Source organism: Pantoea sp. BS_8, from assembly GCF_041954965.1.
GTDB lineage: Bacteria > Pseudomonadota > Gammaproteobacteria > Enterobacterales > Enterobacteriaceae > Pantoea > Pantoea stewartii.
Window position 1 is genome coordinate 52905 of record NZ_JAVAXU010000008.1, and the last position, 24995, is coordinate 77899.

General features: G+C 55.5%; 19 protein-coding genes. 5 read left to right on the forward strand and 14 right to left on the reverse strand.

The window, feature by feature from the left end:
- The first annotated feature begins 3 nt into the window (after positions 1-3).
- Positions 4-1275, forward strand: coding sequence for an alanine racemase (locus RAC65_RS15285; RefSeq protein ID WP_058702181.1), 1272 nt, complete (start codon positions 4-6; stop codon positions 1273-1275).
- Positions 1276-1366: 91 nt separating this feature from the next.
- Here the strand turns inward: RAC65_RS15285 and RAC65_RS15290 are convergent, their stop codons facing one another.
- Genes RAC65_RS15290 through cysJ form a run of 3 tightly spaced genes read right to left on the reverse strand, consistent with a single transcriptional unit; the run spans position 1367 to position 5618 of the window.
- Positions 1367-2098, reverse strand: a complete 732-nt coding sequence (locus tag RAC65_RS15290) for a phosphoadenylyl-sulfate reductase (RefSeq protein WP_058702182.1) — start codon at positions 2096-2098, stop codon at positions 1367-1369.
- Positions 2095-3816, reverse strand: a complete 1722-nt coding sequence (gene cysI, locus RAC65_RS15295; protein WP_033739554.1) for an assimilatory sulfite reductase (NADPH) hemoprotein subunit — start codon at positions 3814-3816, stop codon at positions 2095-2097. The genes RAC65_RS15290 and cysI overlap by 4 nt, the downstream gene beginning before the upstream one ends.
- Positions 3816-5618: an NADPH-dependent assimilatory sulfite reductase flavoprotein subunit gene (gene cysJ / locus RAC65_RS15300; protein WP_058702183.1), complete on the reverse strand. Its 1803-nt coding sequence runs from the start codon at positions 5616-5618 to the stop codon at positions 3816-3818. The genes cysI and cysJ overlap by 1 nt, the downstream gene beginning before the upstream one ends.
- Positions 5619-5894: 276 nt before the next feature.
- Between cysJ and RAC65_RS15305 the strand changes: the two genes are divergently transcribed.
- From RAC65_RS15305 to RAC65_RS15315, 3 genes are all read left to right on the forward strand, one after another.
- On the forward strand, positions 5895-6722 hold the full coding sequence (locus RAC65_RS15305; protein ID WP_058702184.1) for an arylamine N-acetyltransferase: 828 nt from the start codon (positions 5895-5897) through the stop codon (positions 6720-6722).
- Positions 6723-6855: 133 nt separating this feature from the next.
- Positions 6856-7215, forward strand: coding sequence for a 6-carboxytetrahydropterin synthase QueD (queD, locus tag RAC65_RS15310; protein WP_006120757.1), 360 nt, complete (start codon positions 6856-6858; stop codon positions 7213-7215).
- A 159-nt stretch (positions 7216-7374) separates the two neighbouring features.
- Positions 7375-7974 carry an inorganic diphosphatase gene (locus tag RAC65_RS15315; RefSeq protein ID WP_039338364.1) on the forward strand — a complete coding sequence of 200 codons (600 nt, stop codon included), beginning with the start codon at positions 7375-7377 and terminating at the stop codon, positions 7972-7974.
- 33 nt (positions 7975-8007) lie between these two features.
- On the opposite strand, the gene queE is transcribed toward RAC65_RS15315, so the two are convergent.
- From queE to rlmD, 7 genes are all read right to left on the reverse strand, one after another.
- Positions 8008-8679 carry a 7-carboxy-7-deazaguanine synthase QueE gene (gene queE / locus RAC65_RS15320; RefSeq protein WP_006120759.1) on the reverse strand — a complete coding sequence of 224 codons (672 nt, stop codon included), beginning with the start codon at positions 8677-8679 and terminating at the stop codon, positions 8008-8010.
- A gap of 125 nt (positions 8680-8804) precedes the next feature.
- Positions 8805-9920, reverse strand: coding sequence for an endonuclease/exonuclease/phosphatase family protein (locus RAC65_RS15325; protein ID WP_058702185.1), 1116 nt, complete (start codon positions 9918-9920; stop codon positions 8805-8807).
- Between the two features lie 233 nt (positions 9921-10153).
- Positions 10154-11449, reverse strand: a complete 1296-nt coding sequence (gene eno / locus RAC65_RS15330; RefSeq protein ID WP_006120761.1) for a phosphopyruvate hydratase — start codon at positions 11447-11449, stop codon at positions 10154-10156.
- 76 nt (positions 11450-11525) lie between these two features.
- A complete protein-coding gene (pyrG, locus tag RAC65_RS15335) occupies positions 11526-13163 on the reverse strand; it encodes a glutamine hydrolyzing CTP synthase (RefSeq protein ID WP_006120762.1) in 1638 nt (545 codons plus the stop codon).
- Positions 13164-13392: 229 nt separating this feature from the next.
- On the reverse strand, positions 13393-14181 hold the full coding sequence (gene mazG, locus RAC65_RS15340) for a nucleoside triphosphate pyrophosphohydrolase (protein ID WP_375096848.1): 789 nt from the start codon (positions 14179-14181) through the stop codon (positions 13393-13395).
- A gap of 89 nt (positions 14182-14270) precedes the next feature.
- The gene (gene relA, locus RAC65_RS15345) at positions 14271-16502 is read right to left on the reverse strand and encodes a GTP diphosphokinase (protein ID WP_006120764.1); all 2232 of its coding nucleotides are present in this window, start codon (positions 16500-16502) and stop codon (positions 14271-14273) included.
- Positions 16503-16534: 32 nt separating this feature from the next.
- On the reverse strand, positions 16535-17854 hold the full coding sequence (rlmD, locus tag RAC65_RS15350; RefSeq protein ID WP_039338374.1) for a 23S rRNA (uracil(1939)-C(5))-methyltransferase RlmD: 1320 nt from the start codon (positions 17852-17854) through the stop codon (positions 16535-16537).
- Between the two features lie 87 nt (positions 17855-17941).
- Between rlmD and barA the strand changes: the two genes are divergently transcribed.
- Complete coding sequence (barA, locus tag RAC65_RS15355) at positions 17942-20671, forward strand: two-component sensor histidine kinase BarA (protein WP_375096849.1); 2730 nt, start codon at positions 17942-17944, stop codon at positions 20669-20671.
- Positions 20672-20723: 52 nt separating this feature from the next.
- On the opposite strand, the gene RAC65_RS15360 is transcribed toward barA, so the two are convergent.
- The 4 genes from RAC65_RS15360 to gudD form a co-directional block, all read right to left on the reverse strand.
- Positions 20724-21860, reverse strand: coding sequence for a glycerate kinase (locus tag RAC65_RS15360; protein ID WP_006120767.1), 1137 nt, complete (start codon positions 21858-21860; stop codon positions 20724-20726).
- A 73-nt stretch (positions 21861-21933) separates the two neighbouring features.
- Positions 21934-22818, reverse strand: coding sequence for a 2-hydroxy-3-oxopropionate reductase (gene garR / locus RAC65_RS15365; RefSeq protein WP_375096850.1), 885 nt, complete (start codon positions 22816-22818; stop codon positions 21934-21936).
- Between the two features lie 18 nt (positions 22819-22836).
- Positions 22837-23607, reverse strand: coding sequence for a 2-dehydro-3-deoxyglucarate aldolase (garL, locus tag RAC65_RS15370; protein WP_375096851.1), 771 nt, complete (start codon positions 23605-23607; stop codon positions 22837-22839).
- 46 nt (positions 23608-23653) lie between these two features.
- The gene (gene gudD, locus RAC65_RS15375) at positions 23654-24985 is read right to left on the reverse strand and encodes a glucarate dehydratase (RefSeq protein ID WP_375096852.1); all 1332 of its coding nucleotides are present in this window, start codon (positions 24983-24985) and stop codon (positions 23654-23656) included.
- Positions 24986-24995 lie beyond the last annotated feature (10 nt).

Here is a 24995-nt window from a genome sequence, read left to right on the forward strand (position 1 = left end):
GCTATGTCTTTACGTCTTCCGCTAAACGCGGATGCCACGCTGGATGCCGCGCAGCCATCGCCCCGTTTTAAATCCGTTGCCGGTACCGGCGCGGCGCCGCTTGAGATCGGCACCGACGTCCTGCGCAGCGCAGCGGTGTTTTCGCCGGTGATGGTCATGAAACAGGCCGCACTGGAGAATAACCTGCAGCAACTCGCGGCATTCTGTCGCGAAAAAGGTGTCATGCTGGCGGCGCACGGTAAAACGTCGATGGCACCGACCATCTTACGGCGAGCAGTCAGTCAGGGCGGTGCATGGGGCATCAGCGCCGCCACGCCCGCTCAGGTCCGTGCCCTGCGACACTTTGGTATCCGCAATGTCTTTCTGGCAAACGAGTTAGTCGATCCTGCCGGTATTCGCTGGATCGGTGAATGGCAGCGCCAGCATCCTGACCACGGCTTTCTCTGTTATGTGGACTCACTGGCGGGCATCACGCTGCTGGAAGAGAACCTGGGCGATACGGCCATTGCCGTGTTGATTGAAGTATCGATTCCCGGTGGCAGAACAGGATGCCGAACCGAGGAGGAAGTGCTGAGGATAGCTGAACGCATCGCCCAGAGTCGCCACCTGCAGCTTGTCGGTGTCGCGGGCTATGAAGGGGCGCTGGGTGCCGCGCGTGATGCAGCGGGCGTGGCGTTAATTCAGCACTACTGCAACGTCATGTTATCTACCGCCACTCTGCTGGCTGAACGTCAGCTGTTTCAGAGTGAGACCATTCTGCTGAGCGCCGGTGGGGGTGCCTGGTTTGATGTGGTGACAGCGTGCTTTACCCAGGCCACGCTGCCGCTACCGGTTCAGCCTTTAATTCGCTCGGGTGCGTATATGGCACACGACAGCGGTCTCTATTCCCGTATCGCCCCCTTTGCGCAGCCGGGCTCAGGCCACCATTTTGAAGCCGCCCTGGAAATCTGGGGACGCGTACTGTCCCGTCCGGAACCGGGACTGGCGCTGCTGGACTTTGGCCGACGCGATGTCCCTTTCGATCAGGATTTACCTGTCCCGCTGTGGATGCGTGCCGCTGACGGCAGCGCACCGCGATCCGGCACGCATCTGTCGATCAGCGAGGTTAACGATCAGCATGCCTATCTGCGCCTTCCCGCGGATGAATCCCTTCAGCCGGGCGACTGGGTAGGATGCGGTATTTCTCATCCCTGTACCGCTTTTGATAAGTGGCGCTATCTTCCGCTGGTCGATGACGACTACCGCGTCGTGGACAGCGTAGAAACCGCGTTCTGACCGCAGAGAATCTCCACCGCTGAGGCCGCGACCCGGCCCATAACAAAACGGGCGATTCATCCGAATCGCCCGTTTTGTTATGCTGTCTTAATCAGCCTTCGTGCAAGCCGCACTCGCGTTTCAGGCCAAAGAAACGTGTTTCTTCTTCCGCCATGCCCGGCTCCCACTTACGCGTGGTGTGCGTATCTCCCACCGACAGGTAGCCTTCGTCCCACAACGGATGGTATTTCAGATTATGGATTTGCAGATACTGATGAACCTGGCGGTTATCCCAGTCAATAATCGGCAGCACTTTAAACACACCGCGCTGAACGCCCAGCACCGGCAGACTGGCACGACTGCCTGACTGATCGCGACGCAGGCCCGCAAACCAGGTCTGGGCGCCCAGCGTTTCCAGTGCCCGGTTCATCGGCTCAACTTTGTTGATTTGGTTGTACTGCTCAATGCCTTCAACCCCTTGTTCCCACAGCTTGCCATAACGCGCTTCCTGCCAGGCAGGCGACGTTTCGGCGCGGAACACCTTCAGGTTGAGATTGAGCTGGTCGGCCAGCTCATCTATAAAGCGATACGTTTCCGGAAACAGATAGCCCGTATCCGTGAGGATAACCGGAATATCGGGTTGCACACGCGTGACCAGATGTAGCGATACGGCAGCCTGAATACCAAAGCTGGACGAGAGCACATAAGCACCCGGCAGGTTTTCCAGTGCCCAGCTTACGCGTTCTTCCGCAGAGGCTTTTTCCAGTTGGGCGTTCGTCGCGGCCAGCGCCATCGCGCGCTGGACCTTCGACATCGCATTCAGTGCTGCAAGATCGATACTCATTTTGCCTCCTGCCAGAAGTCGCGCGCAGGGTCCAGCACCGGAGCAACGATGCCCGCACGGATCACGAAGTCGCCAAAGCCTTCTGCGGCCTCGCGCTCTTTCGCCCAGCGCCCTACCAGCTCATCAATTGTGGCGAGAATTTCAGGTTCGGTAATGTTTTCACGATACATACGTGGGATACGCGTGCCGATACGGTTACCCCCAATGTGCAGGTTGTAACGCCCTGGCGCTTTCCCGACCAGGCCCACTTCTGCCAGCATCGCACGGCCACAGCCGTTCGGACAACCGGTAACGCGTAGCACGATGTGCTCTTCACCGACGCCGTGATTGTGCATGATCGCTTCAACCCGGGTGACGAAAGACGGCAGGAAACGCTCAGCCTCCGCCATAGCCAGTGGACAGGTCGGAAACGCCACGCAGGCCATTGAGTTTTCTCGCTGCGGCGTCACATTTTCCATCAGTCCATGTTCACGGGCAATCGCCTCAATCTGCGCTTTCTGGCTTTCTGGCACGCCCGCCACGATCAGATTCTGGTTGGCGGTCAGGCGGAAATCGCCCTGATGGATTTTGGCGATTTCGGCAATGCCGCTTTTTAACGGACGTCCCGGATAATCCAGCAGACGGCCGTTTTCAATGAACAGCGTCAGATGCCATTTGTTGTCGATCCCTTTGATCCAGCCGAAACGATCGCCGCGTGTAGTGAATTCGTAAGGGCGCGTCGGCTCAAACGTCACACCGGCGCGCTTCTCAACTTCGGCCTTAAAGGTGTCAACGCCCACGCGCTCCAGCGTGTATTTGGTTTTGGCGTTTTTACGATCGGTACGGTTGCCCCAGTCGCGCTGCGTGGTAACCACCGCCGCGGCGACGTCCAGAATCTTCTCTACCGGAAAATAGCCGAATTCGCTGGCGGTACGGGCATAGGTCGCTTTGTTACCGTGCTCAATGGACAAACCGCCGCCCACCAGCAGGTTAAAGCCGACCAGCTTGCCGTTTTCCGCAATGGCAATAAAGTTCAGATCGTTAGCGTGCAGATCGACATCATTGTGCGGCGGGATCACCACCGTGGTTTTAAACTTACGCGGCAGGTAGGTTTCCCCCAGGATCGGCTCTTCGTCGGTTGTGGCGACTTTCTCCTGATCCCACCAAATCTCAGCATAGGCGCGGGTTTGCGGCAGCAGATGTTCTGACAGCTTTTTCGCCCATTCGTAGGCTTCCTGATGCAACGCGGATTCCACCGGGTTGGAGGTACACAGGACGTTACGGTTAACGTCATTCGCCGTCGCCAGCGCATCCAGCCCCACTTCATGCAGCATCTGATGCGTAGGTTTGACGTTCTTTTTCAGGATGCCGTGAAACTGGAACGTCTGACGGTTCGTCAGACGAATGCTGCCGTAGAGCGTTTTCTCGGTGGCAAACTTATCGATCGCCAGCCACTGGGTCGGCGTGATAATCCCACCCGGCAGGCGGCAGCGCAGCATCATGGCATGGCGCGGTTCCAGCTTTTGCTCGGCGCGTTCTGCGCGAATATCGCGATCATCCTGCTGGTACATGCCGTGAAAACGGATCAGCAGGAAGTTGTCGCCGCTGAAACCACCGGTCAGTCCATCCTCAAGATCGTCAAGAATGGTTCCACGCAGATAATTGCTCTCTTTTTTTAACCGCTCTGCATCTGTCAGTTTGCCTTCAACCACCAGCGGTCCAGGGTATTTTTCAGTCATTAGTAAACGTCTCGCTGATAGCGGCGCTCAATGCGCAGCTCACTTAAAAATTCGTCAGCCGTTTCACGATCCATAGCACCGTGCTCGACCACCACATCCAGTAACGCCTGCTCAACGTCTCTTGCCATGCGATTTGCATCGCCGCAGACATACAGGTGCGCGCCATCCTGAATCCAGCGCCAGACTTCCGCACCCTTCGCGCGGATTTTATCTTGTACGTATATTTTCTCTGCCTGATCGCGCGACCAGGCCAGATCGATGTGCGTTAGCAGGCCGTCTTTAACATATTTCTGCCATTCCACCTGATACAGAAAGTCATCCGTAAAGTGCGGATTGCCAAAGAACAGCCAGTTTTTCCCGCTGGCCCCATCGTTATCACGCTGTTGCATAAAGGCGCGGAACGGGGCGATTCCGGTGCCCGGACCAATCATGATCACAGGTGCATCGGGATTCTCCGGCAGGCGGAAGTTATCATTATGTTCGATAAACACCCGGACTTCGCCGTCTTCTTCAACACGGTCTGCCAGCCAGGTTGATGCGCCGCCGCCGCGCTGCCGTCCTTCGATATCAAAACGTACCGCACCCACGGTGATATGCACTTCGGTATCGGTCTCCGCCTGCGAAGAGGCAATCGAATACAAGCGCGGGGTTAAGGGACGCAGCAGGCCGGTCAGCTGCTCAGCCGTCAGTTGCGCAGGCGCCAGGCGAACCATATCGACAATCGGATAACGTTGCGCGTACTGTTGAAGTTTAGCTTTGTCATCCACCAGCGACAGCAGTTCATCGTTGCGGGATAAAGTGGCGTACTGCGCCACAATTTGCGCGGTGTTGACCGTTAACTCGAAATGTTTCTGCAGCGCCTCTGCCAGCGGCAGCGTCTGGCCCTGCACGTCAACCGGCTCATCGCCTTTTAACCACACCAGCTCCAGCAGTTCGCTGACCAACGCGGCATCGTTTTCATACCAGACGCCCAGCGCATCGCCGGGCTGGTAGCGCAAACCGGAATCGCCCAAATCAATTTCGATATGGCGGACGTCTTTATCCGAATCGCGGCCGGTGATTTTCTGATTGACCGATAAACTCGCGCTGAGGGGCTGCGTTTTGGAATAGGGGCTGGTGGACACTTCATTGACGCTGCCCGCCACGGTTGCCGCCGCCTGTGCGGGCGAGGCCGTCGGGACCCGTGCTTTCAGAATGTCGGTGAGCGCCAGGCGCCAGGCGCTGGCCTGCTCAGCATAGTCAACATCGGCATCAACCCGATCCAGCAGGCGTTCCGCCCCCAGCTCAGCCAGCCGTGTATCGAAATCTTTGCCCGCCTTGCTGAAGAATTCATAGGAAGTGTCGCCCAGACCCAGTACGGCAAAAGCCGCACCGTCCATTTTGGGCGCTTTTTTCGACATCAGGAATTTATGCAGCGCAACGGCTTCTTCCGGCGGCTCGCCTTCCCCTTGTGTGGAGGTCACCACAATCAGCAGCTTTTCCTGGCCGATTTGTTTAAATTTGTAGTCGCCGGCGTTTACCAGATTCACGGTCAGCTTTGCGGCCTGCAGGTCATCGCGGAGCTGTTCAGCCACCCGACGGGCGTTGCCGGTTTGCGAGGCGGAAAGCAGCGTAATCGCGGGCGCTTCAGGCTGTGCCGGAGCGCTGGCCACCGCCTGACCAGGCGCATGATTGACTTTGCCCCAGAAGTAGCCGGAGAGCCACGCCATTTGAGTGGTGGAAAAATCTGTCGTTGCTGCCTCTAAACGGGCAAGTTGCTCCGGAGAGAGCGGAAGCAGTGAACCTGGTGCCTGAGTCGTCATCGCGATAAAAATTCCAGTAGCAGAAATCCGGACCGAATAGTGGCGGAAGAGAGAGAAGGGTACAGCCAGCTATATTAACGATTAAAGACGCCTTCGACATATCAAATAACCAAAATGACTAAATGGTTTTTCAGATACAATTAATCGTTAAAAGTGGTAATCCTGACAGTCATCAACAGACTCAGGTAATCATCCTTCCCGCTCTGATTAATGGCGGGTGATTGCCCTGAATACGTGGCATAACGAATTGCCAAAGCGACGATACGAGAGGATCGGGTGCCTGAGACAGTAACTGCATTATCGCCTGCGCTGACAGAGCGAATCCTGGATAAACTGGGCCTGGATCACTCCCCTGCCCCAGATGCGGCCGGGCTTCAGGCGCTTTACCGCGCCTGGTGCCAGAAGGTGCCCTTCGACAATATCCGCCGGCGCATTCTCGCGAACGATCCTCCTTCCCAACCGTTGCCCGGCACTACGGCCGACGATTTTTTCACGCACTGGCTACAATTTGGCACCGGCGGCACCTGCTGGGCCGGTCATGGCGCACTCTTTGCGCTGCTCATGCAACTGGGATTTCGTGCGCAACTCGGTGTCTCCAGGATGCTATCCTCGCGTCCGTCCCCCGTCGATTCTCCCGGTCATGGTCTGCTGTTGGTCACCCTCGACGATCGTCCTCTGGTGGTGGATGCTACGATGCTTCATGGCCATCCGCTGCCGCTTGAGGTGGCGGAGTATGCGCATCCCGTCTGGGGCACGCAGGTTCATCAGCAGGGCGACAGTTGGTTGATTAACTGGAAGCCGTTAGGTCGGGCAAGGCTGGATTGTCAGCTCCTGGCGCTTAATATCCCCTTCGCTGACTTTCAGGCGCGCCATCAAAAAAGCCGCAACACCAGTCGCTTTGACGGTGCACTGCTGATTCGTCGGGCAGGTCATGAAACACTCACCGGCATCGTTAAAGGTGAGCAGGTAGTAAGAGCCCAGGACGGAAGCGAAAGCTTCACGCCGCTGTCACAATCACAACAACATCAGTTGTTAATTGAACATTTCGGTATCGCCGAAGAAATCGTGGCGCGTCTTCCCGCCGACGTGTCGCACAACGGTTAACGGCTTTATGCCGGGTTAACGCCCTGATGCGCTTAGCCATTCTGGCGATTGGCTGAGCAAACTGCGCTTAACGGGTGCGAAAAAGCTGCTTTTCAGGTAGAATTCGGCCCGTTTTTAATGCCTGAGAGCGATTATGTCTACCACGTTATTTAAAGAGTTCCAGTTCGAAGCCGCACACCATTTACCTAATGTACCGGCCGGACACAAATGCGGTCGTTTGCACGGTCACTCCTTCCTGGTGCGTCTGGAAATCACCGGCGAAGTGGATGCGCATACCGGCTGGGTGATGGATTTTGCTGAACTGAAAGCGGCCTTTAAACCCCTTTATGACCGGCTTGATCATTATTACCTCAATGACATTCCGGGACTGGAGAATCCGACCAGCGAAGTGCTGGCCAAATGGATTTGGGATCATATGAAGCCTCGCCTGCCGTTGCTGAGCGCGGTCATGATCAAAGAAACCTGCACCGCAGGCTGTACCTACCGCGGTTAACCGGCCGCCCTTCGCCAACGGGCGGCTGATCGGACACAGGGTTGATCAGTCGGCAGGGTTGCTGACATGTGCATTGTAACGTTCCGTCGGCTGTCATCCCGCTGTCATCTTTACCGACCAGGCTGTTCTCTCCTTCATTAAAGATCAAGAGAATCAACAATGAACCTGAGAAAGCCTTTTCTGGCCTTGTCCGTTTTTATCACTGCCTCTGCCGCCGTTCAGGCGGAAAACATCCTTAACTTCCCGCAACCCGAAACGCTGCCGGATGCCTTCTATGCCGTCACGGAAATTCCGGCAGGCGGCATCATTAAATATGAAACCGATGCGAAAACCGGTTTCATCGTTGCCGACCGTTTTCAGTCCATGCCGGTTGCGTATCCGGCTAACTACGGTTCGCTGACGCAATCACTGGGCGGTGATAACGATCCGCTGGATGTGATCTTCTATACGCGCGCCCCACTCGCCCCCGGGACACTCATTAAACTGCGCCCGATTGGCGTACTGAAAATGATCGACGGCGGCGAAGTGGATGACAAAATTGTCGCCGTGCCCGCCAGTCATGTCGATCCAACCTATGATGCGATTCAGACGGTAGCCGATTTGCCCAAAATGGAGCAGCAGCGGCTGGAGGCTTTTTTTCGCGTTTACAAGGAACTGCCCGAGGGCCGTAAGAAGGTTGAACTGAAAGGGTTTGAAGACGCGAACGCCGCAAAAGCGGAGATTAAGCAGGCTTATGAAACCTGGAAAGCGAAACAGTAAATGAAAAAGGCGGCCAGGGCCGCCTTTTTGCTGTCAGGCAATATTCAGGTATTTATGCGTCTGCATCGACAGGCGCCAGTTGCGCGCAATGCAGGTTTCGATACACAGTTTAGTCGCATCATCTTTGCGACTGATCGGCTGCAGCGCAATAATGCGCGCTTTCGTGTCCTGAATCCCGGCCAGTAAATCGTCTAAGGCCTCCACATCACGTTGCCGTGCTACCGGATGTTTGATCTCATCTGCACGGCTCAGCGCCTGTGCCAGGACATCATAACCGCCGCGCATATTAACCTTCGGCGACACGGTCACCCAGGTTTGTGCAGAGCAGTGGATTTCGTGGGTCCCGCTGGTTTCGATCTGGCACTGAAACCCTGCGGCTTCCAGCGCGTCGGTCAGTGGGCGCAAATCGTAGATGGCCGGTTCTCCGCCGGTGATCACAATGTGACGGGCCGTCCAGCCCTGTTGCGCGATGCTGCTGAGCAGCATTGGCACATCCGCGTTGCCCCAGGCATCGCTTTCCACCGTTTTAACCAGAATATCGCCTAATGCTGTTTCCCGATCCGCCTGTTTTTCCCAGGTGTGTTTGGTGTCACACCAACTGCATCCTACCGGACATCCCTGTAAGCGGATGAAAATCGCCGGCACGCCGGTGTAATAGCCTTCGCCTTGCAGCGTCTGGAACATTTCGTTAATCGGGTACTGCATAATCATCTCTGTGAAGTTTTAAAACGCGATTATCGCAGAACTCAGCGCTGAGATCATGTCAGGTGATGCTGAACCGACGCGATCTGCTGTGAACGCGCCAGGCGACAGGAGGACAGCAGGCGGGATCAGAGGGCCAGATCCACCCACACCGCCGCATGATCAGACGCCGCATTCACCTCTTTTTTCAGTTCGGGATAGGTTTCCCATTTTACCGGGCGAACACCGGGCCACATCCCTTTGCGCCACACGCCGCCTTTTTCGACCTTTTTCCACAGGGCGGGCGACAGCAAAATATAGTCAATTTTATTACTGGCGCTGCAACCGCCCCAGGTACCGGGATAGCCACCGTTATCAAACTTTTCATGGGTAAAGATATCTTTCAGGTCGGTGTCCTTCAGCAACGGCGATAAGGCCTCGCTGTCTGGCGTGTCGTTAAAATCGCCCGTGATCGCGATCAGGGTTTGCCCGTCTTTAATGCGTTGCTGATATATCGCTTTGACCCGCTCCGCCTGCCGTTTACGGCGGACGTCAGAGCTGACTTTTGCACCGTACCCTTTGCTTTTAAAATGGTTAACCAGCACAAGCAGGGTTTGACCGTCGGGCAAAGGAATCGTGAATTCGGGACAGTCTCGTGAGAAAATCAGCTCGCCCTGTTTATCTTTGTCATCGACATGGCTTCGGATTGTGTCGATAGCAAAGTCTGCCGCGCTCATTAGCCCGACATCAATGCCCCGCTCATCGTTGCCATCAATCACCATCACATGATTAAACGGCGTGCCGCCGCGTGCGGGCAGCATCGTGTTATTAAATTCCAGCAACGCGGGGCGGCTTTCTGCTTCCACGACCGTCAGGATATCCGCCCTGAGATCTGTCATGACCTGCGCCGTTAATCCCATAGCAATCTCGTCTATTGGCGCACGTCGCAGTTCCAGCGAACCGACCCAGTCAGCACGGCCATTGGCGATAATGCGAATGCCGCTGTTGTCTGTGGGTCGGGTCAACAGTTTACCCCGGTTGCGCCGCAGGAGAACAAAAGGCCCGGTGTCTGACTTTTGCAGTCCCAGCGCCACCATCAGTTCAACCATCTGTTTTTTCATCGCGTCGGTATACTCAGCCTGCCCCAGCAGGGCATTCAGCTCGGCGAATTTTTCGAGTACCGGTTTTCCTGCACGCCATTCGTTCTGATTCATCGCTCTGGCGCGATCAAACAGGTTTTCAACGTTATACGAAGCCAGCCTCACAGTTTTTCTCCTTCAGCCAGTTAATCTTTGCCTGAAAGCGGTGATTCATGCGCCTCAGGTGAGCAACAGGATGCGTCAGATTCATGTATACAGCGTCAGTATCGGTGGGTTGTGTTAAGCACAGATGTAAACAGCATAGACGTCGCAGAAAAAGGTGAGGAAGCCTGACGGCAAAGGCATAAAAAAACCCGCCACGTGGGCGGGTTTTCATCAGAAGTCAGAAGTCAGTAAACTTACTGGCCTTTTACTTCTTTCAGACCGTTGAAGGGCGCTTTTGAACCCAGCGCTTCTTCGATACGGATCAGCTGGTTGTACTTCGCAACACGGTCAGAACGGCTCATTGAACCGGTTTTGATCTGGCCTGCAGCAGTACCGACCGCCAGGTCAGCGATGGTCGCATCTTCGGTTTCACCTGAACGGTGAGAGATCACAGCGGTGTAGCCTGCGTCTTTCGCCATTTTAATCGCAGCCAGGGTTTCGGTCAGTGAACCGATCTGGTTGAATTTGATCAGGATGGAGTTCGCGATGCCTTTCTCGATACCTTCTTTCAGGATCTTCGTGTTGGTAACGAACAGGTCGTCACCTACCAGCTGGATTTTGTCGCCCAGCACTTTGGTCTGGTAGGCGAAGCCATCCCAGTCAGATTCGTCCAGGCCATCTTCGATAGAAACGATCGGATACTGCTTCGTCAGATCTTCCAGGAAGTGGGTGAACTCTTCAGAGGTGAAGGCCTTACCGCCTTCACCGGCCAGCACGTATTTGCCATCTTTGTAGAATTCAGATGCCGCACAGTCCATTGCCAGGGTGATATCTTTACCCAGCTCATAGCCTGCTGCTTTTACCGCTTCCGCGATAACCGCCAGCGCTTCGGCGTTAGAACCCAGGTTTGGCGCATAGCCACCTTCGTCACCTACCGCTGTGCTCATACCTTTGCTTTTCAGCACTTTCGCCAGGTTGTGGAACACTTCTGAACCCATGCGGATCGCTTCTTTCACGCTTGATGCGCCGACAGGCTGAATCATGAATTCCTGAATGTCGACGTTGTTATCCGCGTGCTCACCGCCGTTGATGATGTTCATCATAGGCAGTGGCATAGAATATTTGCCTGGGGTGCCGTTCAGTTCAGCAATATGCTCATACAGCGCCTGACCTTTAGAGGCTGCCGCCGCTTTTGCCGCAGCCAGTGAAACAGCCAGAATGGCGTTAGCACCGAAGTTAGATTTGTTCTCAGTACCGTCCAGGTCGATCATGATTTTATCAATGTTCGCCTGATCTTTCGCGTCTTTGCCTTTTACCGCTTCAGCAATCGGACCGTTAACCGCAGCAACCGCTTTAGTTACGCCTTTGCCCAGGAAGCGAGATTTGTCACCGTCACGCAGTTCCAGTGCTTCACGAGAACCGGTAGAGGCACCTGATGGTGCTGCAGCCAGGCCTACGAAGCCGCCTTCCAGGTGCACTTCAGCTTCAACAGTTGGGTTGCCACGTGAGTCGATAATTTCGCGACCGATGACTTTTACGATTTTGGCCATTACGATTTTCCTCAGTACAAGTTAGTCAATCCTAAGACAAACAACGCGCGAAAAGTTCGCGCGTTGTTCGTTAAACTTATTTCGCTAAACGCTTCTGATGCTCATGTGCTGCCTTCACAAACCCGGCAAACAACGGATGACCATCGCGTGGCGTCGATGTGAACTCAGGGTGGAACTGGCAAGCAATAAACCATGGATGGTTCGGGATCTCAATGATCTCAACCAACTGATCGTCGCCAGAACGTCCTGCCACGCGTAAACCCGCTGCTTCAATTTGCTTCAGCAGCATATTATTCACTTCGTAGCGGTGACGATGGCGCTCAACAATCGTGTCAGAACCGTACAGCTGGCGAACCTTGCTTTCCGGGGTCAACTGGCACTGCTGGCTGCCAAGACGCATGGTACCGCCCAGATCGCTCTGCTCAGAACGGACTTCAACGTTACCTTCTTCGTCACGCCATTCGGTGATCAAGGCGACCACCGGGTACTTACAGTCTGGCACAAATTCTGTGGAGTTTGCGCCTTCCATACCGGCAACATTGCGCGCGAACTCCATCAGGGCAACCTGCATGCCAAGACAGATGCCGAGATAAGGCACGTTGTTTTCGCGAGCATATTTCGCCGTCATCAGCTTGCCTTCGACACCACGGTAACCAAACCCACCCGGAATCAGAATGGCATCTAAATCTTTCAGCAACTCGACACCGCGGGTTTCTACGTCCTGGGAGTCGATCAGCTTGATGTTGACGGTAACGCGATTCTTCAGCCCGCCGTGCTTCAGGGCTTCAATAACAGATTTATACGCATCCGGCAGTTCGACATATTTGCCCACCATACCAATGGTGACTTCGCCGCCCGGGTTCGCTTCTTCATAAATCACCTGCTCCCACTCGGCCAGATTGGCTTCCGGAGCATTCAGATTGAAACGCTTACAGATATAGTCATCCAGACCCTGCGATTTCAGCATGCCTGGAATTTTGTAGATGGAATCGACGTCTTTCAGCGAAATAACGGCTTTTTCTGGCACGTTACAGAACAGAGCAATTTTGCCACGCTCGTTGGCCGGCACCGCCCGATCGGAACGGCAGATCAGGACATCTGGCTGAATACCGATAGAGAGCAGTTCTTTTACAGAGTGCTGCGTCGGCTTGGTTTTGACCTCGCCCGCTGCCGCCATGTAAGGCACCAGCGTCAGGTGCATGTACATCGTGTGTTCGCGGCCCACGTCGACGGCCATCTGACGAATCGCTTCCAGGAACGGCAGGGATTCGATATCACCGACCGTACCGCCGATTTCGACCAGCACGACGTCGTGACCTTCGCCACCTTCGATGATGCGCTCTTTAATCGCATTAGTAATATGCGGAATGACCTGAATCGTGGCACCCAGATAGTCGCCACGGCGCTCTTTGCGCAGGACTTCCGAGTAGATACGGCCAGTGGTGAAGTTGTTGCGGCGCGACATTTTCGTGCGGATGAAGCGCTCATAGTGACCCAAATCCAGATCGGTTTCGGCCCCATCATCAGTGACGAATACTTCACCGTGCTGTGTCGGGCTCATGGTACCCGGATCGACGTTAATGTACGGATCCAGTTTCATGATGGTCACGTTCAGACCACGCGCTTCGAGAATGGCTGCGAGGGAGGCTGCGGCAATGCCTTTACCCAGAGAGGAAACGACCCCGCCGGTCACAAAAATATAATTCGTTGTCATGCTGAACCTGAGAGTTTAGGTTTAAAGACGGTGGAATAACCAGGACGGGAAAACAGTATACTGGAAACCGCCATCAGCCACAATTGATGAATCACATCCCTCTCCTCACGCATTGCTGCGCGTACCTTAGCGGATAGCGGTTAACAAAATGTTGACGTACATCACAAAGTTGACGCGAAGCTGAATCGAGTAAGCCCGAGCGCGCACTTTATGCGCAGCGCTGGAATAATCAGCGTTTTTCGTCGGCTTTTACCTGCTGCCAGGCCGCTTCCATTTGTTCCAGCGTGGCGCCAGGCATAGACAGTCCCTGTGCAGTAATGATTGCTTCCACCGCACGGAAACGGCGCTCAAACTTATCGTTGGCCTTCTGTAGCGCGATTTCGGCTTTGCTGCCCAAGTGACGCGAGAGGTTAACCGTCGCAAACAGTAAATCGCCAATCTCTTCTTCCAGCTTTTGCGGGTCGACGACGCTTTGCTGCGCCTCATGCATCACCTCATCGATCTCTTCATGCACCTTGTCGACCACCGGGCCCAGCGTGGTCCAGTCGAAGCCCACATTGTGGCAACGCTTTTGAATTTTATGGGCGCGCATCAGCGCAGGCAGCGCTTTTGGAATATCGTCCAGTGCCGAATGTTGGGCTTTCTCTGCCCGTTCCGCGCTTTTTATCGCCTCCCAGTTTTTCAACACCTCAGCACTGTTCCCGGCGGTGCCTTCCGCAAAAATATGCGGATGGCGACGTTCCAGCTTGTCACTGATGGCATGGCAGATATCATCAAAATTAAAGCGCCCCTGCTCCTGTGCCATCTGGGCATAAAACACCACCTGAAACAGCAGATCGCCCAGCTCCCCCCGCAGATCTTCGAAGTCTTCGCGCTGGATCGCATCCAGCACTTCGTAGGTTTCTTCCAGGGTATAAGGCGCGATGGTGGCAAAGGTCTGCTCGCGATCCCACGGGCAGCCCTGTTGCGGATCGCGCAGGGTTTTCATAATGCCCAGCAGGCGATCAATTGACGTCATAGGGTAATCCTTCCGGTGTTCCGTTGGCATAAACGCGGTGATAAAAGCAGCCAGGCGCACGTCGGTCAAAACGTGCGCCTGATGACAGGTTAGTGCAGGCGGCGGGCATCGATGATGTCAGGTACCTGATTGAGGCGAGACAGCACGCGCCCCAGGACCTGGTGATTGTAAATCTCGATGTCCATATCAATGGTGGCGAGCTGTTTTTTGGTATCGCTGCGGCTCGATACGCCGAGCACGTTGACCTTTTCGTTGGCGAGAATCGTGGTGATATCGCGCAACAGCCCGCTGCGATCGTTAGCCGTGACGCGCACCACCAGCGAATAGCCGCTGGAGTAGCTTTCGCCCCATACGGCATCGACGATGCGCTCTGGCGCGTTGGAGATCAGCTCCGACAGCTGATCGCAGTCGGCACGGTGAATGGAAATACCGCGTCCGTGGGTGATAAAGCCGACGATATCGTCGCCCGGGATAGGCTGACAGCAGCGTGCGATATGGTGCATGAGGTTGCCCACCCCTTCCACCACGACGCGACCACTTTCCTTGCGGGCAGACGGCGCGTGCGATTTTTGCGTCAGCTGACGCAGGGCTTCACGGTCCTGTTCTTCCGCCGTCGGCTTATTAAGTTTGGCCTGCAGGAAATTCACCATCTGGTGCAGACGAATATCCCCGCCGCCAATGGCGGCCAGTAACTCGTCCAGCGAAGTGACATTATAGCGCGGCAGCAGCAGCTTCTCGGCTTCGCGAAGGCTGATATCCATCTGGTTCAGCTCGTTGTCCAGAATCTGGCGACCGGCGAGAATGTTTTTATCGCGATCCTGCTTACGGAACCAGTTGTGAATTTTGGCGCGGCCACGGCTGGTAGTGATGAATCCTAAATTCGGGTTCAGCCAGTCACGGCTTGGATTCGGCTGTTTTTGTGTGATGACTTCAACCTGGTCGCCCATCTGCAACTGATAGGTAAAGGGCACGATGCGCCCACCGATTTTGGCACCGATGCAGCGATGGCCGATATCGCTGTGGATATGGTAAGCAAAGTCCAGCGGCGTAGAACCGGCGGGCAAATCGACCACATCGCCTTTCGGGGTAAAGACGTAGACGCGGTCATCAAACACCTGACTGCGGACCTCTTCCAGCAGCTCGCCGGAATCGGCCATCTCTTCCTGCCAGGAGATCAGCTTACGTAACCAGGCAATGCGTTCTTCATGGCCTGCCGCCCCACGGGCATGGCTGGACGACGGACCTTCTTTGTATTTCCAGTGTGCCGCGACGCCGAGTTCCGCGTCCTCATGCATCTGACGCGTACGAATCTGGATCTCAACGGTTTTACCCTGCGGTCCCAGCACTACCGTATGAATGGACTGATAGCCGTTAGGCTTTGGGTTAGCGACGTAATCGTCGAATTCACTGGGCAAATGGCGGTACAGCGTATGTACCGTACCCAGCGCGCCATAGCAGTCCTGTAAACGCTCAGCCACAATACGCACCGCGCGCACGTCGAACAGCTCATCAAAGGCGAGCGATTTTTTCTGCATCTTGCGCCAGATACTGTAGATATGTTTGGGACGGCCGTATACTTCGGCACGAACGCCCTCTTTCGCCATCTCTTTACGCAGGTTAACGACAAAGTTATCGATATATTGCTCACGATCGATACGACGTTCGTGCAACAGTTTCGCAATGCGCTTGTATTCTTCGGGATGCAGATAGCGGAAACAGTAATCTTCCAGCTCCCATTTCAGCTGGCCGATGCCCAGCCGGTTGGCCAGCGGCGCGTAAATATTGGTGCTTTCTTTGGCGGCCAGAACGCGTTCGTCTTCCGGCGCATCCTTCACCTCGCGCAGGTTCATAATGCGCTCTGCCAGCTTGAGCACCACGCAGCGGAAATCTTCCACCATCGCCAGCAGCATGCGGCGCACGTTATCCACCTGCTCTGAGGCCATTGAATCGTTATGAATGGCTTTCAGCTGGCGAATCGCATCCATATCGCGCACGCCATGTACCAGCGAAACGATGCCTTTGCCGACGGTTTTTTCCAGCTCTTCTTCGCTGACCACTTCGTCATTGGCGAGCGGGAAAATCAGTGCCGCGCACAGGCTTTCAATGTCCATGCTGAGCATTGAGAGGATTTCCACCATCTCAATACCGCGCCACAGCAGCAGCGACTGGTCGGGATGGCCTTGCGTCTGCGCCTCACAATAGCGCCAGGTTTCAGCAAGACGTTCACATGATTGCGGGTTAGCCACGCCAAGACTGGCGATCCACTGGTCGAGGGCAAATTCCCCTTCCGTATTTAAATGTGCACTTCTGACCGCAACCATATCCTCTCCTGCACAGCGCCCCTGCCGGACACTTATGTTTTTTTTCTGAACAGCACCATGGATTCGAGATGACGGGTATGCGGAAACATATCCAGCATCGCGACCCTTTCCAATTGGTAGCCCGCCGACAACAGTGTTTCGCTGTCACGCGCGAGTGTTACAGGATTACACGACACATAGACCACACGCTGTGGTGATAGTTTGACGACATGGGACATGACACCCGCCGCCCCGGCCCGCGCCGGATCGAGTAACACCTTATTAAAGCCTTGCGTCGCCCAGGGCTGACGCGAAACATCGTCTTCCAGATTGTGCTGAAAAAATCTGACGTTTTTAAGATCATTGACCTCAGCATTATACTCTGCCTGCTGGACTAATGCTGCAACGCCCTCCACACCTACGGCATTTTGTACCGTTTTTCCTACAGGGAGCGTAAAGTTTCCCATGCCGCAAAACAGGTCCAGCACACGATCGTCAGGCTGTAAATCCAGCCACGCGATTGCCCTGGCGACCATCTGCTGATTCACCGTATCATTAACCTGAATAAAATCCTGTGGACTGAAGGTTAGCGTAAGCTGGTGTGAATGATAAAACGGGCGTTGTTCACTGATTGCGCGCAGTGCCTCGCCGCCATCATCCAAAAACAGCATGAGCTGATGCTGATGCGAAAACCGTTCCAGTTTTGCCATATCGTCAGCAGTTAATGCATCCAGATGACGCAATAACATCACCGGCCCGTTATCAGCCAGCACCAGTTCGACATGGCCTAAACGGTTGACAGCATTAAGCGTAGTGAGACAATTGCGCAGCGGAATAATCAGCGCCTCAAGTTGGGGCACCAAAACGGGGCACTGCTGGATATCGACCAGATCGTTGGTGGCTTCCTGGCGAAAGCCCATCTGAAGCTGCTGTGTTTTGCTGTGCCACTGCAGGCCAAGGCGGGCACGGCGGCGATAGCCCCAGGCAGGACCGGCGATGATCTCATCCACCGTGATCGGCTGCTTTGCTGCCTGAGTAAGCATTCGTGCCAGCGCACGCGCTTTACTCTGCTGCTGTAACGGCTCATCAACATGTTGCTGTTGGCAGCCACCACAGCGGCTAAAATGCGGACAGCGAGGTTCAACCCGTGACGGGCTGTGGTTCAACAGACGCTCTGTTTTGGCGCGAGCATACTGGCGCTTCTCCTCCAGCAGGGTGACTTCCGCCTGTTCGCCGGGCAGCGCACCCGCGACAAACAGGGTTTTTCCTTTGTGCCGGGCCACGCCCTGACCGAAAGGATCCAGGTCTTCGATAGTGACGGTCAGCCTTTTTCGGGTCGTCACGCGCTGTTTTGCGGAATAAAATTGCGCCATAGTGTATTTCTTTCTCTTTAAATTCGATGTGCATCCATTTCAGCGACGTGCACAGGGACGTTCAGGCCGAAACAGCAGGCGACTATTATGACTAAATACAGCCTGCGGGCGCGAATGATGATTTTAATCCTGGCGCCTACGCTAATGGTAGGCTTGCTGCTCAGCTCATTTTTTGTGGTGCATCGCTACAATGAATTACAGCGTCAGGTGATTGAGGCGGGGGCGAATATCATTGAACCGCTGGCGGTCTCCACAGAATACAGCATGACCTGGCACAATCGTGATGCGCTGCGTGAACTGGTGAGTTTACTCCATCGCCGCCATTCCGGCATTGTACGGGCCATTTCTGTTTTTGATGATAATAACCAGCTCTACGTCACCTCCAACACCAACCAAAACCTCAGCCTGAAGACAAAGCAGGCGATCCAGGCGCTGCCCGAGGATGTTTCCCTGGAGGGCAGCGGCAACCTGTTGATCCTGCGCAAACCCATCACCTCCGAGCGTTACGCCGTGGATGAATTGCCCGGACAGGATGCCAAGCCCGCCGGGAATCCGCTGGGCTACGTGGCGATAGAGCTGGATTTGCAGTCCGTGCGTTTACAGCAATACCGGGAAGTCTTTATTGCCACCCTGATGCTGCTGTTCTGCCTGTGTATTGCCATGTTGTTTGCCTATCGCCTGATGCGGGACGTTACCGGCCCCATTCGCAATATGGTCAGCACCGTTGACCGGATTCGTCGTGGGCAACTGGACAGCCGGGTGGAAGGCCACATGCTGGGCGAGCTGAGCATCCTGAAGAATGGGATCAATGCCATGGCGATGTCGCTTACCGCCTACCACGAAGAGATGCAGCACAACATCGATCAGGCGACCTGGGACCTGAGGGAAACGCTGGAGCAGCTCGAAATTCAGAATGTTGAGCTGGATCTGGCCAAAAAACGTGCCCAGGAAGCTGCCCGCATCAAATCCGAATTCCTGGCGAACATGTCCCATGAACTGCGCACGCCGCTGAATGGCGTGCTGGGCTTTACCCGTCAGATGCTGAAAACGCCGCTGCGCACCACCCAGCGTGACTATATGCTGACGATTGAACGTTCGGCCAATAACCTGCTGTCGATTATCAATGACGTACTGGATTTCTCGAAGCTGGAAGCCGGAAAGCTGATGCTGGAATCCATTCCTTTCCCGCTTCGCGCCACGCTGGATGAAACGCTGGTTTTGCTGGCCCCATCGGCCCACGAAAAGAAGCTGGAGTTGACGGTGGTATGCGATAACAACGTCCCCGACAACGTGATCGGTGACGCGCTTCGCCTGCAGCAAATCCTGATTAACCTGATGGGCAATGCGATTAAGTTCACCGAAAAAGGCACCATCAATTTACGGGTTGAGCAACATACCCTTACGGCAACCCAGGTTGAGCTGGAGATTCAGGTGCGTGATACGGGGATAGGCATTTCCGAAGAACAGCAGGCGCAGCTGTTTCAGGCTTTTCGCCAGGCGGATGCCAGCATTTCCCGTCGCCACGGCGGATCGGGGCTGGGACTGGTGATCACCCAGAAACTGGTGCGGGAAATGAACGGGGAGATCACCTTCGTCAGCCGCCAGAATCACGGTTCCACCTTTTGGGTGCGCGTGAAACTTGATCTCAATCCGAATGCACCGAGTATGCCGCGCGTCCTTGACGCACTATCGAACACCCGCATGGCCTATGTGGAAGCGAATCCCGATGTTGCCAGCGCAGTCGTCGAGATTTTAGGCGCGACGCCGTTACAGGTAGAGCACAGCTTAACGCTGGAAGGCCTGAGTCAGCCGCGTTATCCCCTGTTGCTGATGGCGATGCCTGTCGATGCCAGCCAGTCGCAGGTGCTGGAAAGCCGGTTTATCAATTCGCTGCTGGAACGCGCCGATCAGGTCATCATGGCGCTGCCAAGCCCAATGATGTTGCTGGCCGATGAGCTAAAAGTACGCGGTATTGACGGCTGTATTGCCAAACCTGTCTCACAAACACGTTTACTGCCCATGCTGCTGGAGCTGCATGCCCGCCACAGTAACGATGCCTCTTCCTCGCCGCGTCTGCCGTTAACCGTCATGGCGGTGGATGATAATCCTGCGAATCTCAAGCTGATCGGCGCACTGCTGGAAGAACAGGTTGAGCACAGCATCCTGTGCAATAACGCCGAGCAGGCCATCCACGTCGCCCACCGGCAAGCACTGGACGTGATTTTAATGGATATCCAGATGCCCGACATCGATGGCATTCGCGCCAGTGAAATTATCCGCACGCTGCCAAACCATGCCAACACGCCAATCGTCGCTGTAACCGCGCACGCGATCGATGGTGAACGTGAGCACCTGATCCGGGCCGGCATGAACGACTATCTTGCTAAGCCTATTGATGAAAATAAGCTCAGTCAGGTGTTGACGCGTTATATGCCCAGCCCGGCCAGCGCTGTGCCTGAGGTTCCCCAGATCCTGCCCACGCTGGACTGGAAACTGGCGTTACGTCAGGCGGCCAACAAACCTGATTTAGCGCGGGATTTATTGCGAATGCTGCTGGAATTTTTGCCGGAAGTGCACGCTAAGATCGTACAGTATATGGCTGAAAACGATGCGGTTGCCTTGCGGGAAATTATCCATAAACTTCACGGCAGCGCCAGTTACAGCGGCGTACCGCGGATGAAGCAACTCTGTCGTAAACTGGAAAAAGAACTGCATCAGGCCAGTGATATTGAGGCGCTGGAGCCGGAGTTGCTGGAGCTGCAGGATGAGATGGAAAATGTGGCCAGACAGGCGCGCCGCATGCTCGCTATGCCGTGAAAGGCCGGTCAGTCAGCAGGCCCCTGAACGCCAGGGGCCCCCAAATTAGCGTTTAAAAACCCCCGATTTTCAGGGTGGCCGCCACATTGCGTGCAGTAAGCCGCACATTGTTGCGTGCGCCATCCAGCGCTTCATCCAGCGAACAGATACGGTATAGCACGCTGAATACCGCATCAATGCCATGTTGATGAACGACGCCGACATCGTCCGTCAGGCTACCGGCAATGCCAATCACCGGAAGACCAAACCGCTTAGCAACTTTCGCTACGCCAATCGGCACTTTGCCATTGATACTCTGACTGTCTATGCGCCCTTCGCCCGTAATCACCAGCTGGGCGTCCTGTAACTGCGCCGCCAGCCCCAGCGCTTCTGTAACGATTTCGATGCCGGGGCGCAGGGCCGCCTGGCAAAATGCATACAGCGCGGCCCCCATTCCCCCTGCGGCACCGCCACCGCTGACCTGCAGGACATCCATGCCCAGATCGCGCTGAATCATCGCAGCATAGTGCGTCAGCGCCTTATCGAGCAGTGCCACCCGTTCAGGTGTTGCGCCCTTTTGCGGGCCAAAGACCGCCGACGCACCGTCATCGCCTGTCAGCGTATTGGTCACATCACAGGCCACTTCGAAACGGCACGCCCGGATACGGCTGTCCAGGCGGGAAATATCAATGCGGGCCAGATGCGGCAGCGCGCCGCCGCCTGGGCCAATCTCTTCACCTTGCTTATCCAGCAAACGTGCACCCAGCGCCTGCATCATTCCTGCGCCGCCGTCATTGGTGGCGCTGCCACCAATGCCAATAATGATGTGCTTTACCCCTTTATCCAGCGCGTTTTTGATCAGTTCACCTGTGCCAAACGAAGTGGTAATCAATGGGTCGCGCCGCGCCGCCGGGACCAGCTCCAGGCCACTGGCGGCGGCCATCTCGATATAGGCGGTCTCGTCATTGCCCGACACCCCATAGAACGCCTCTACAGGTTCCCCCAGTGGACCGGTCACCTGTAACCTGATCTTTTTTCCCTGGGTTGCGGCGACCATCGCTTCAACCGTGCCTTCACCGCCATCAGCGACCGGTATTTTCACATAATGCGCATCGGGGAAAATCTCGCGAAATCCCGCTTCGATTGCCGACGCCACATCCAGGGCAGAGAGACTTTCTTTATATGAATCCGGTGCGATGACGATTTTCATAAGCAATCCAGGCGGTATGGTTTGACGATAAGGGAAGGACATTCGCCCGGCATCCGCAGATACCGGGCAACCCTTAGCGCGAAATTTCGACGTTTGCTAACTTTTCATAATAGCAGGCCAGCGCGCTGTGGTCGGCGGTTCCCTGTCCGTCGTTACGCAGTGCCTGCATCATCTCCATCACCGCCGCTGTCAGTGGCAGAGGAGCACCAATGTCATGTGAGGTATCCAGTGCGTTAGCCATATCTTTAATATGTAAATCGATACGAAAGCCGGGTTTAAAATTGCGGTCCATCACCATCGGCGCTTTCGCATCCAGCACGGTGCTTCCTGCCAGACCGCCACGTATAGCCTGATAGACCAGCTCCGGATTGACACCGGCTTTGGTCGCCAGTGACAGCGCTTCTGACATCGCGGCAATATTCAGCGCCACAATCACCTGATTGGCCAGCTTGGTCACGTTACCGGCACCGATATCGCCGGTATGCACGACCGAGCCCGCCATAGCTTTCATGATGTCGTAACACTGGTCAAACACGGCTTTATCGCCGCCCACCATCACCGACAACGTGCCTTCGATGGCTTTGGGTTCGCCGCCACTGACCGGCGCATCCAGCATACGGATCTGTTTTGCCGCCAGCACATCATGGATTTCCCGGCTTGCCAGTGGGGCGATTGAACTCATGTCGATGACAATCAGACCGGGTTTTGCCCCATTGATAATGCCATTTTCACCCAGACAAACCTCTTTGACCTGCGGCGAGTTCGGCACCATGGTGATGACCACATCGCACTGCCCGGCAATCTCTTTCGCGTTGCTGGCCGTTGTCGCACCCAGCGCGACCAGCTCGGCCTCGTTTTCGGCATGATGATCCCGCACGACCAGTGAATAACCCGCCTTCAGCAGGTTTTTACTCATAGGTTTGCCCATAATCCCAAGGCCAATAAAGCCAATTTTCATTGCGTCTCTCCTGGATGATTACGTTTTAAATTTGTCACACAACGCCTGCGTGGCACTGCGGAAAACACCGAGATCGCTACCCACAGCAACAAAGGTCGCGCCCCACTCGAGGTAGCGGCGGGCGTCGGCCTCGACCGGCGCCAGAATCCCGCTGGGTTTGTTGGCAGCTTTTGCCCGTTCGAAGATGTGTTTGATAACGGGCAATACCGCCGGGTGCGCAGGCTGGCCGAGATAACCCAGCGCGGCGGACAGATCGCCCGGTCCGACAAAGATCCCGTCCACGCCCTCAACGGCCGCGATAGCATTGATGTTGTCCACGGCCTGCTGCGTTTCTATCTGGACTAACACCGTAATGTTGTCGTTGATAGTGCTGTTGTACGCTGGCATGGTGCCGTACATATTGCTGCGATGTGAAACGGATACGCCGCGAATCCCCGCAGGCGGATAACGCGTCGAGGCGACCGCACGTCTGGCCTCGTCTTCGTTCTCGACGAAGGGCACCAGAATGTTGTTAAAACCAATATCCAGCAGGCGTTTAATAATCACCGGCTCGTTACAGGGTGGACGCACAACCGGCGCACTATTGCTGCCTTTCAGCGCCATCAGTTGAGGCACAAAGGTGGTGATATCGTTAGGCGCGTGCTCGCCGTCCAGCACCAGCCAGTCAAATCCGGCCAGCCCCAGGACTTCGGTCGAAAGGGGATTCGCCAGGGCACACCAACTGCCAATCAGGGTTTCACCTGCCAGCAGGCGATGGCGAAATTCATTGCGCCAGGCTGTATTACTCATGGTTTTACTCCTGTGAAACGGGTTTCCTGCAGGAAGCCCAAAAACGTTAACGCACCAGGCACGGACGCTTGTGATCGAACGTCCACTGCGGAATCAGAAACTGCATGGCCTGTGCATCATCACGGGCACCCAGGCCATGCTTTTGATAAAGCGCATTAGCCTGCATCACCCGCTCCCTGTCCAGCTCAATACCCAGGCCCGGCTTCTGCGGCACTGCCACCCTGCCACCTTCAATCTGGAAAGGCGCCTTTGTGAGCCGTTGATTGCCCTCCTGCCAGATCCAGTGCGTATCAATGGCGGTGATGTTGCCCGGTGCGGCGGCCGCAACGTGCGTGAACATCGCCAGGGAAATATCGAAATGGTTGTTGGAATGGGAACCCCACGTCAGGCCAAATTCATGGCACATTTGCGCCACGCGCACGGATCCCTGCATCGTCCAGAAGTGCGGATCGGCCAGCGGGATATCGACTGACTGTAAAGACAAGGTGTGTCCCATCTGACGCCAGTCTGTAGCAATCATATTGGTGGCGGTAGGCAGGCCGGTGGCGCGCCGAAATTCGGCCATAACTTCGCGTCCGGAGTAACCCTGCTCTGCGCCACAGGGATCCTCTGCATAGGCCAGCACACCTTTAAGCTGTTTACCCAGCGCGATGGCCTCCTCAAGCGACCAGGCCCCGTTGGGATCGATCGTGATACGCGCCTGGGGGAAACGCTTCGCCAGCGCAGCGATCGCTTCCGCCTCATCATGGCCGTTCAGCACACCGCCTTTCAGTTTAAAGTCGTTAAAGCCGTATTTTTCATAGGCCGCTTCGGCCAGCCTGACCACGGCCTCAGGCGTGAGCGCTTCCTCATGACGCAGGCGATACCAGTCACAGGTCTCGCTGTCCTGATTCTGATAAGGCAAGGTGGTTTTCCGGCGGTCGCCGACGTAAAACAGGTAACCCAGCATCTCGACGCTGTCGCGCTGCTGCCCGTCCCCTAACAGTGAGGCGACATTCACGCCCAGATGCTGTCCCAGCAGATCCAGCAGTGCGGCTTCGATGCCGGTGACGACGTGAATGGTGGTGCGCAGGTCAAACGTCTGATTACCGCGCCCACCGGCATCCCGATCGGCATAAGACGTGCGCACCAGATTCAGGATATTTTTATATTCACCCACCGTTTTACCCACCACCTGCGCGGCAGCCTCTTCCAGCGTCTGGCGTATCTTTTCGCCGCCGGGGATTTCTCCCAGGCCCGTATTGCCGGCATTATCTTCAAGGATGACAATATTACGGGTAAAGAAAGGTGAATGGGCGCCGCTCAGGTTCAGTAACATACTGTCATAGCCGGCGACCGGAATGATCTGCATGGCGGTGATCTTCGGTGTCGTGTTCATCTGTTATCCC

Coding starts and splice junctions, on each gene's coding strand:
- RAC65_RS15285 (WP_058702181.1), top strand. CDS start 4: ATGTCTTTACGTCTTCCGCTAAACGCGGATGCCACGCTGGATGCCGCG.
- RAC65_RS15290 (WP_058702182.1), bottom strand. CDS start 2,098: ATGAGTATCGATCTTGCAGCACTGAATGCGATGTCGAAGGTCCAGCGC.
- cysI (WP_033739554.1), bottom strand. CDS start 3,816: ATGACTGAAAAATACCCTGGACCGCTGGTGGTTGAAGGCAAACTGACA.
- cysJ (WP_058702183.1), bottom strand. CDS start 5,618: ATGACGACTCAGGCACCAGGTTCACTGCTTCCGCTCTCTCCGGAGCAA.
- queD (WP_006120757.1), top strand. CDS start 6,856: ATGTCTACCACGTTATTTAAAGAGTTCCAGTTCGAAGCCGCACACCAT.
- RAC65_RS15315 (WP_039338364.1), top strand. CDS start 7,375: ATGAACCTGAGAAAGCCTTTTCTGGCCTTGTCCGTTTTTATCACTGCC.
- queE (WP_006120759.1), bottom strand. CDS start 8,679: ATGCAGTACCCGATTAACGAAATGTTCCAGACGCTGCAAGGCGAAGGC.
- eno (WP_006120761.1), bottom strand. CDS start 11,449: ATGGCCAAAATCGTAAAAGTCATCGGTCGCGAAATTATCGACTCACGT.
- pyrG (WP_006120762.1), bottom strand. CDS start 13,163: ATGACAACGAATTATATTTTTGTGACCGGCGGGGTCGTTTCCTCTCTG.
- mazG (WP_375096848.1), bottom strand. CDS start 14,181: ATGACGTCAATTGATCGCCTGCTGGGCATTATGAAAACCCTGCGCGAT.
- relA (WP_006120764.1), bottom strand. CDS start 16,502: ATGGTTGCGGTCAGAAGTGCACATTTAAATACGGAAGGGGAATTTGCC.
- rlmD (WP_039338374.1), bottom strand. CDS start 17,854: ATGGCGCAATTTTATTCCGCAAAACAGCGCGTGACGACCCGAAAAAGG.
- barA (WP_375096849.1), top strand. CDS start 17,942: ATGACTAAATACAGCCTGCGGGCGCGAATGATGATTTTAATCCTGGCG.
- RAC65_RS15360 (WP_006120767.1), bottom strand. CDS start 21,860: ATGAAAATCGTCATCGCACCGGATTCATATAAAGAAAGTCTCTCTGCC.
- garR (WP_375096850.1), bottom strand. CDS start 22,818: ATGAAAATTGGCTTTATTGGCCTTGGGATTATGGGCAAACCTATGAGT.
- garL (WP_375096851.1), bottom strand. CDS start 23,607: ATGAGTAATACAGCCTGGCGCAATGAATTTCGCCATCGCCTGCTGGCA.
- gudD (WP_375096852.1), bottom strand. CDS start 24,985: ATGAACACGACACCGAAGATCACCGCCATGCAGATCATTCCGGTCGCC.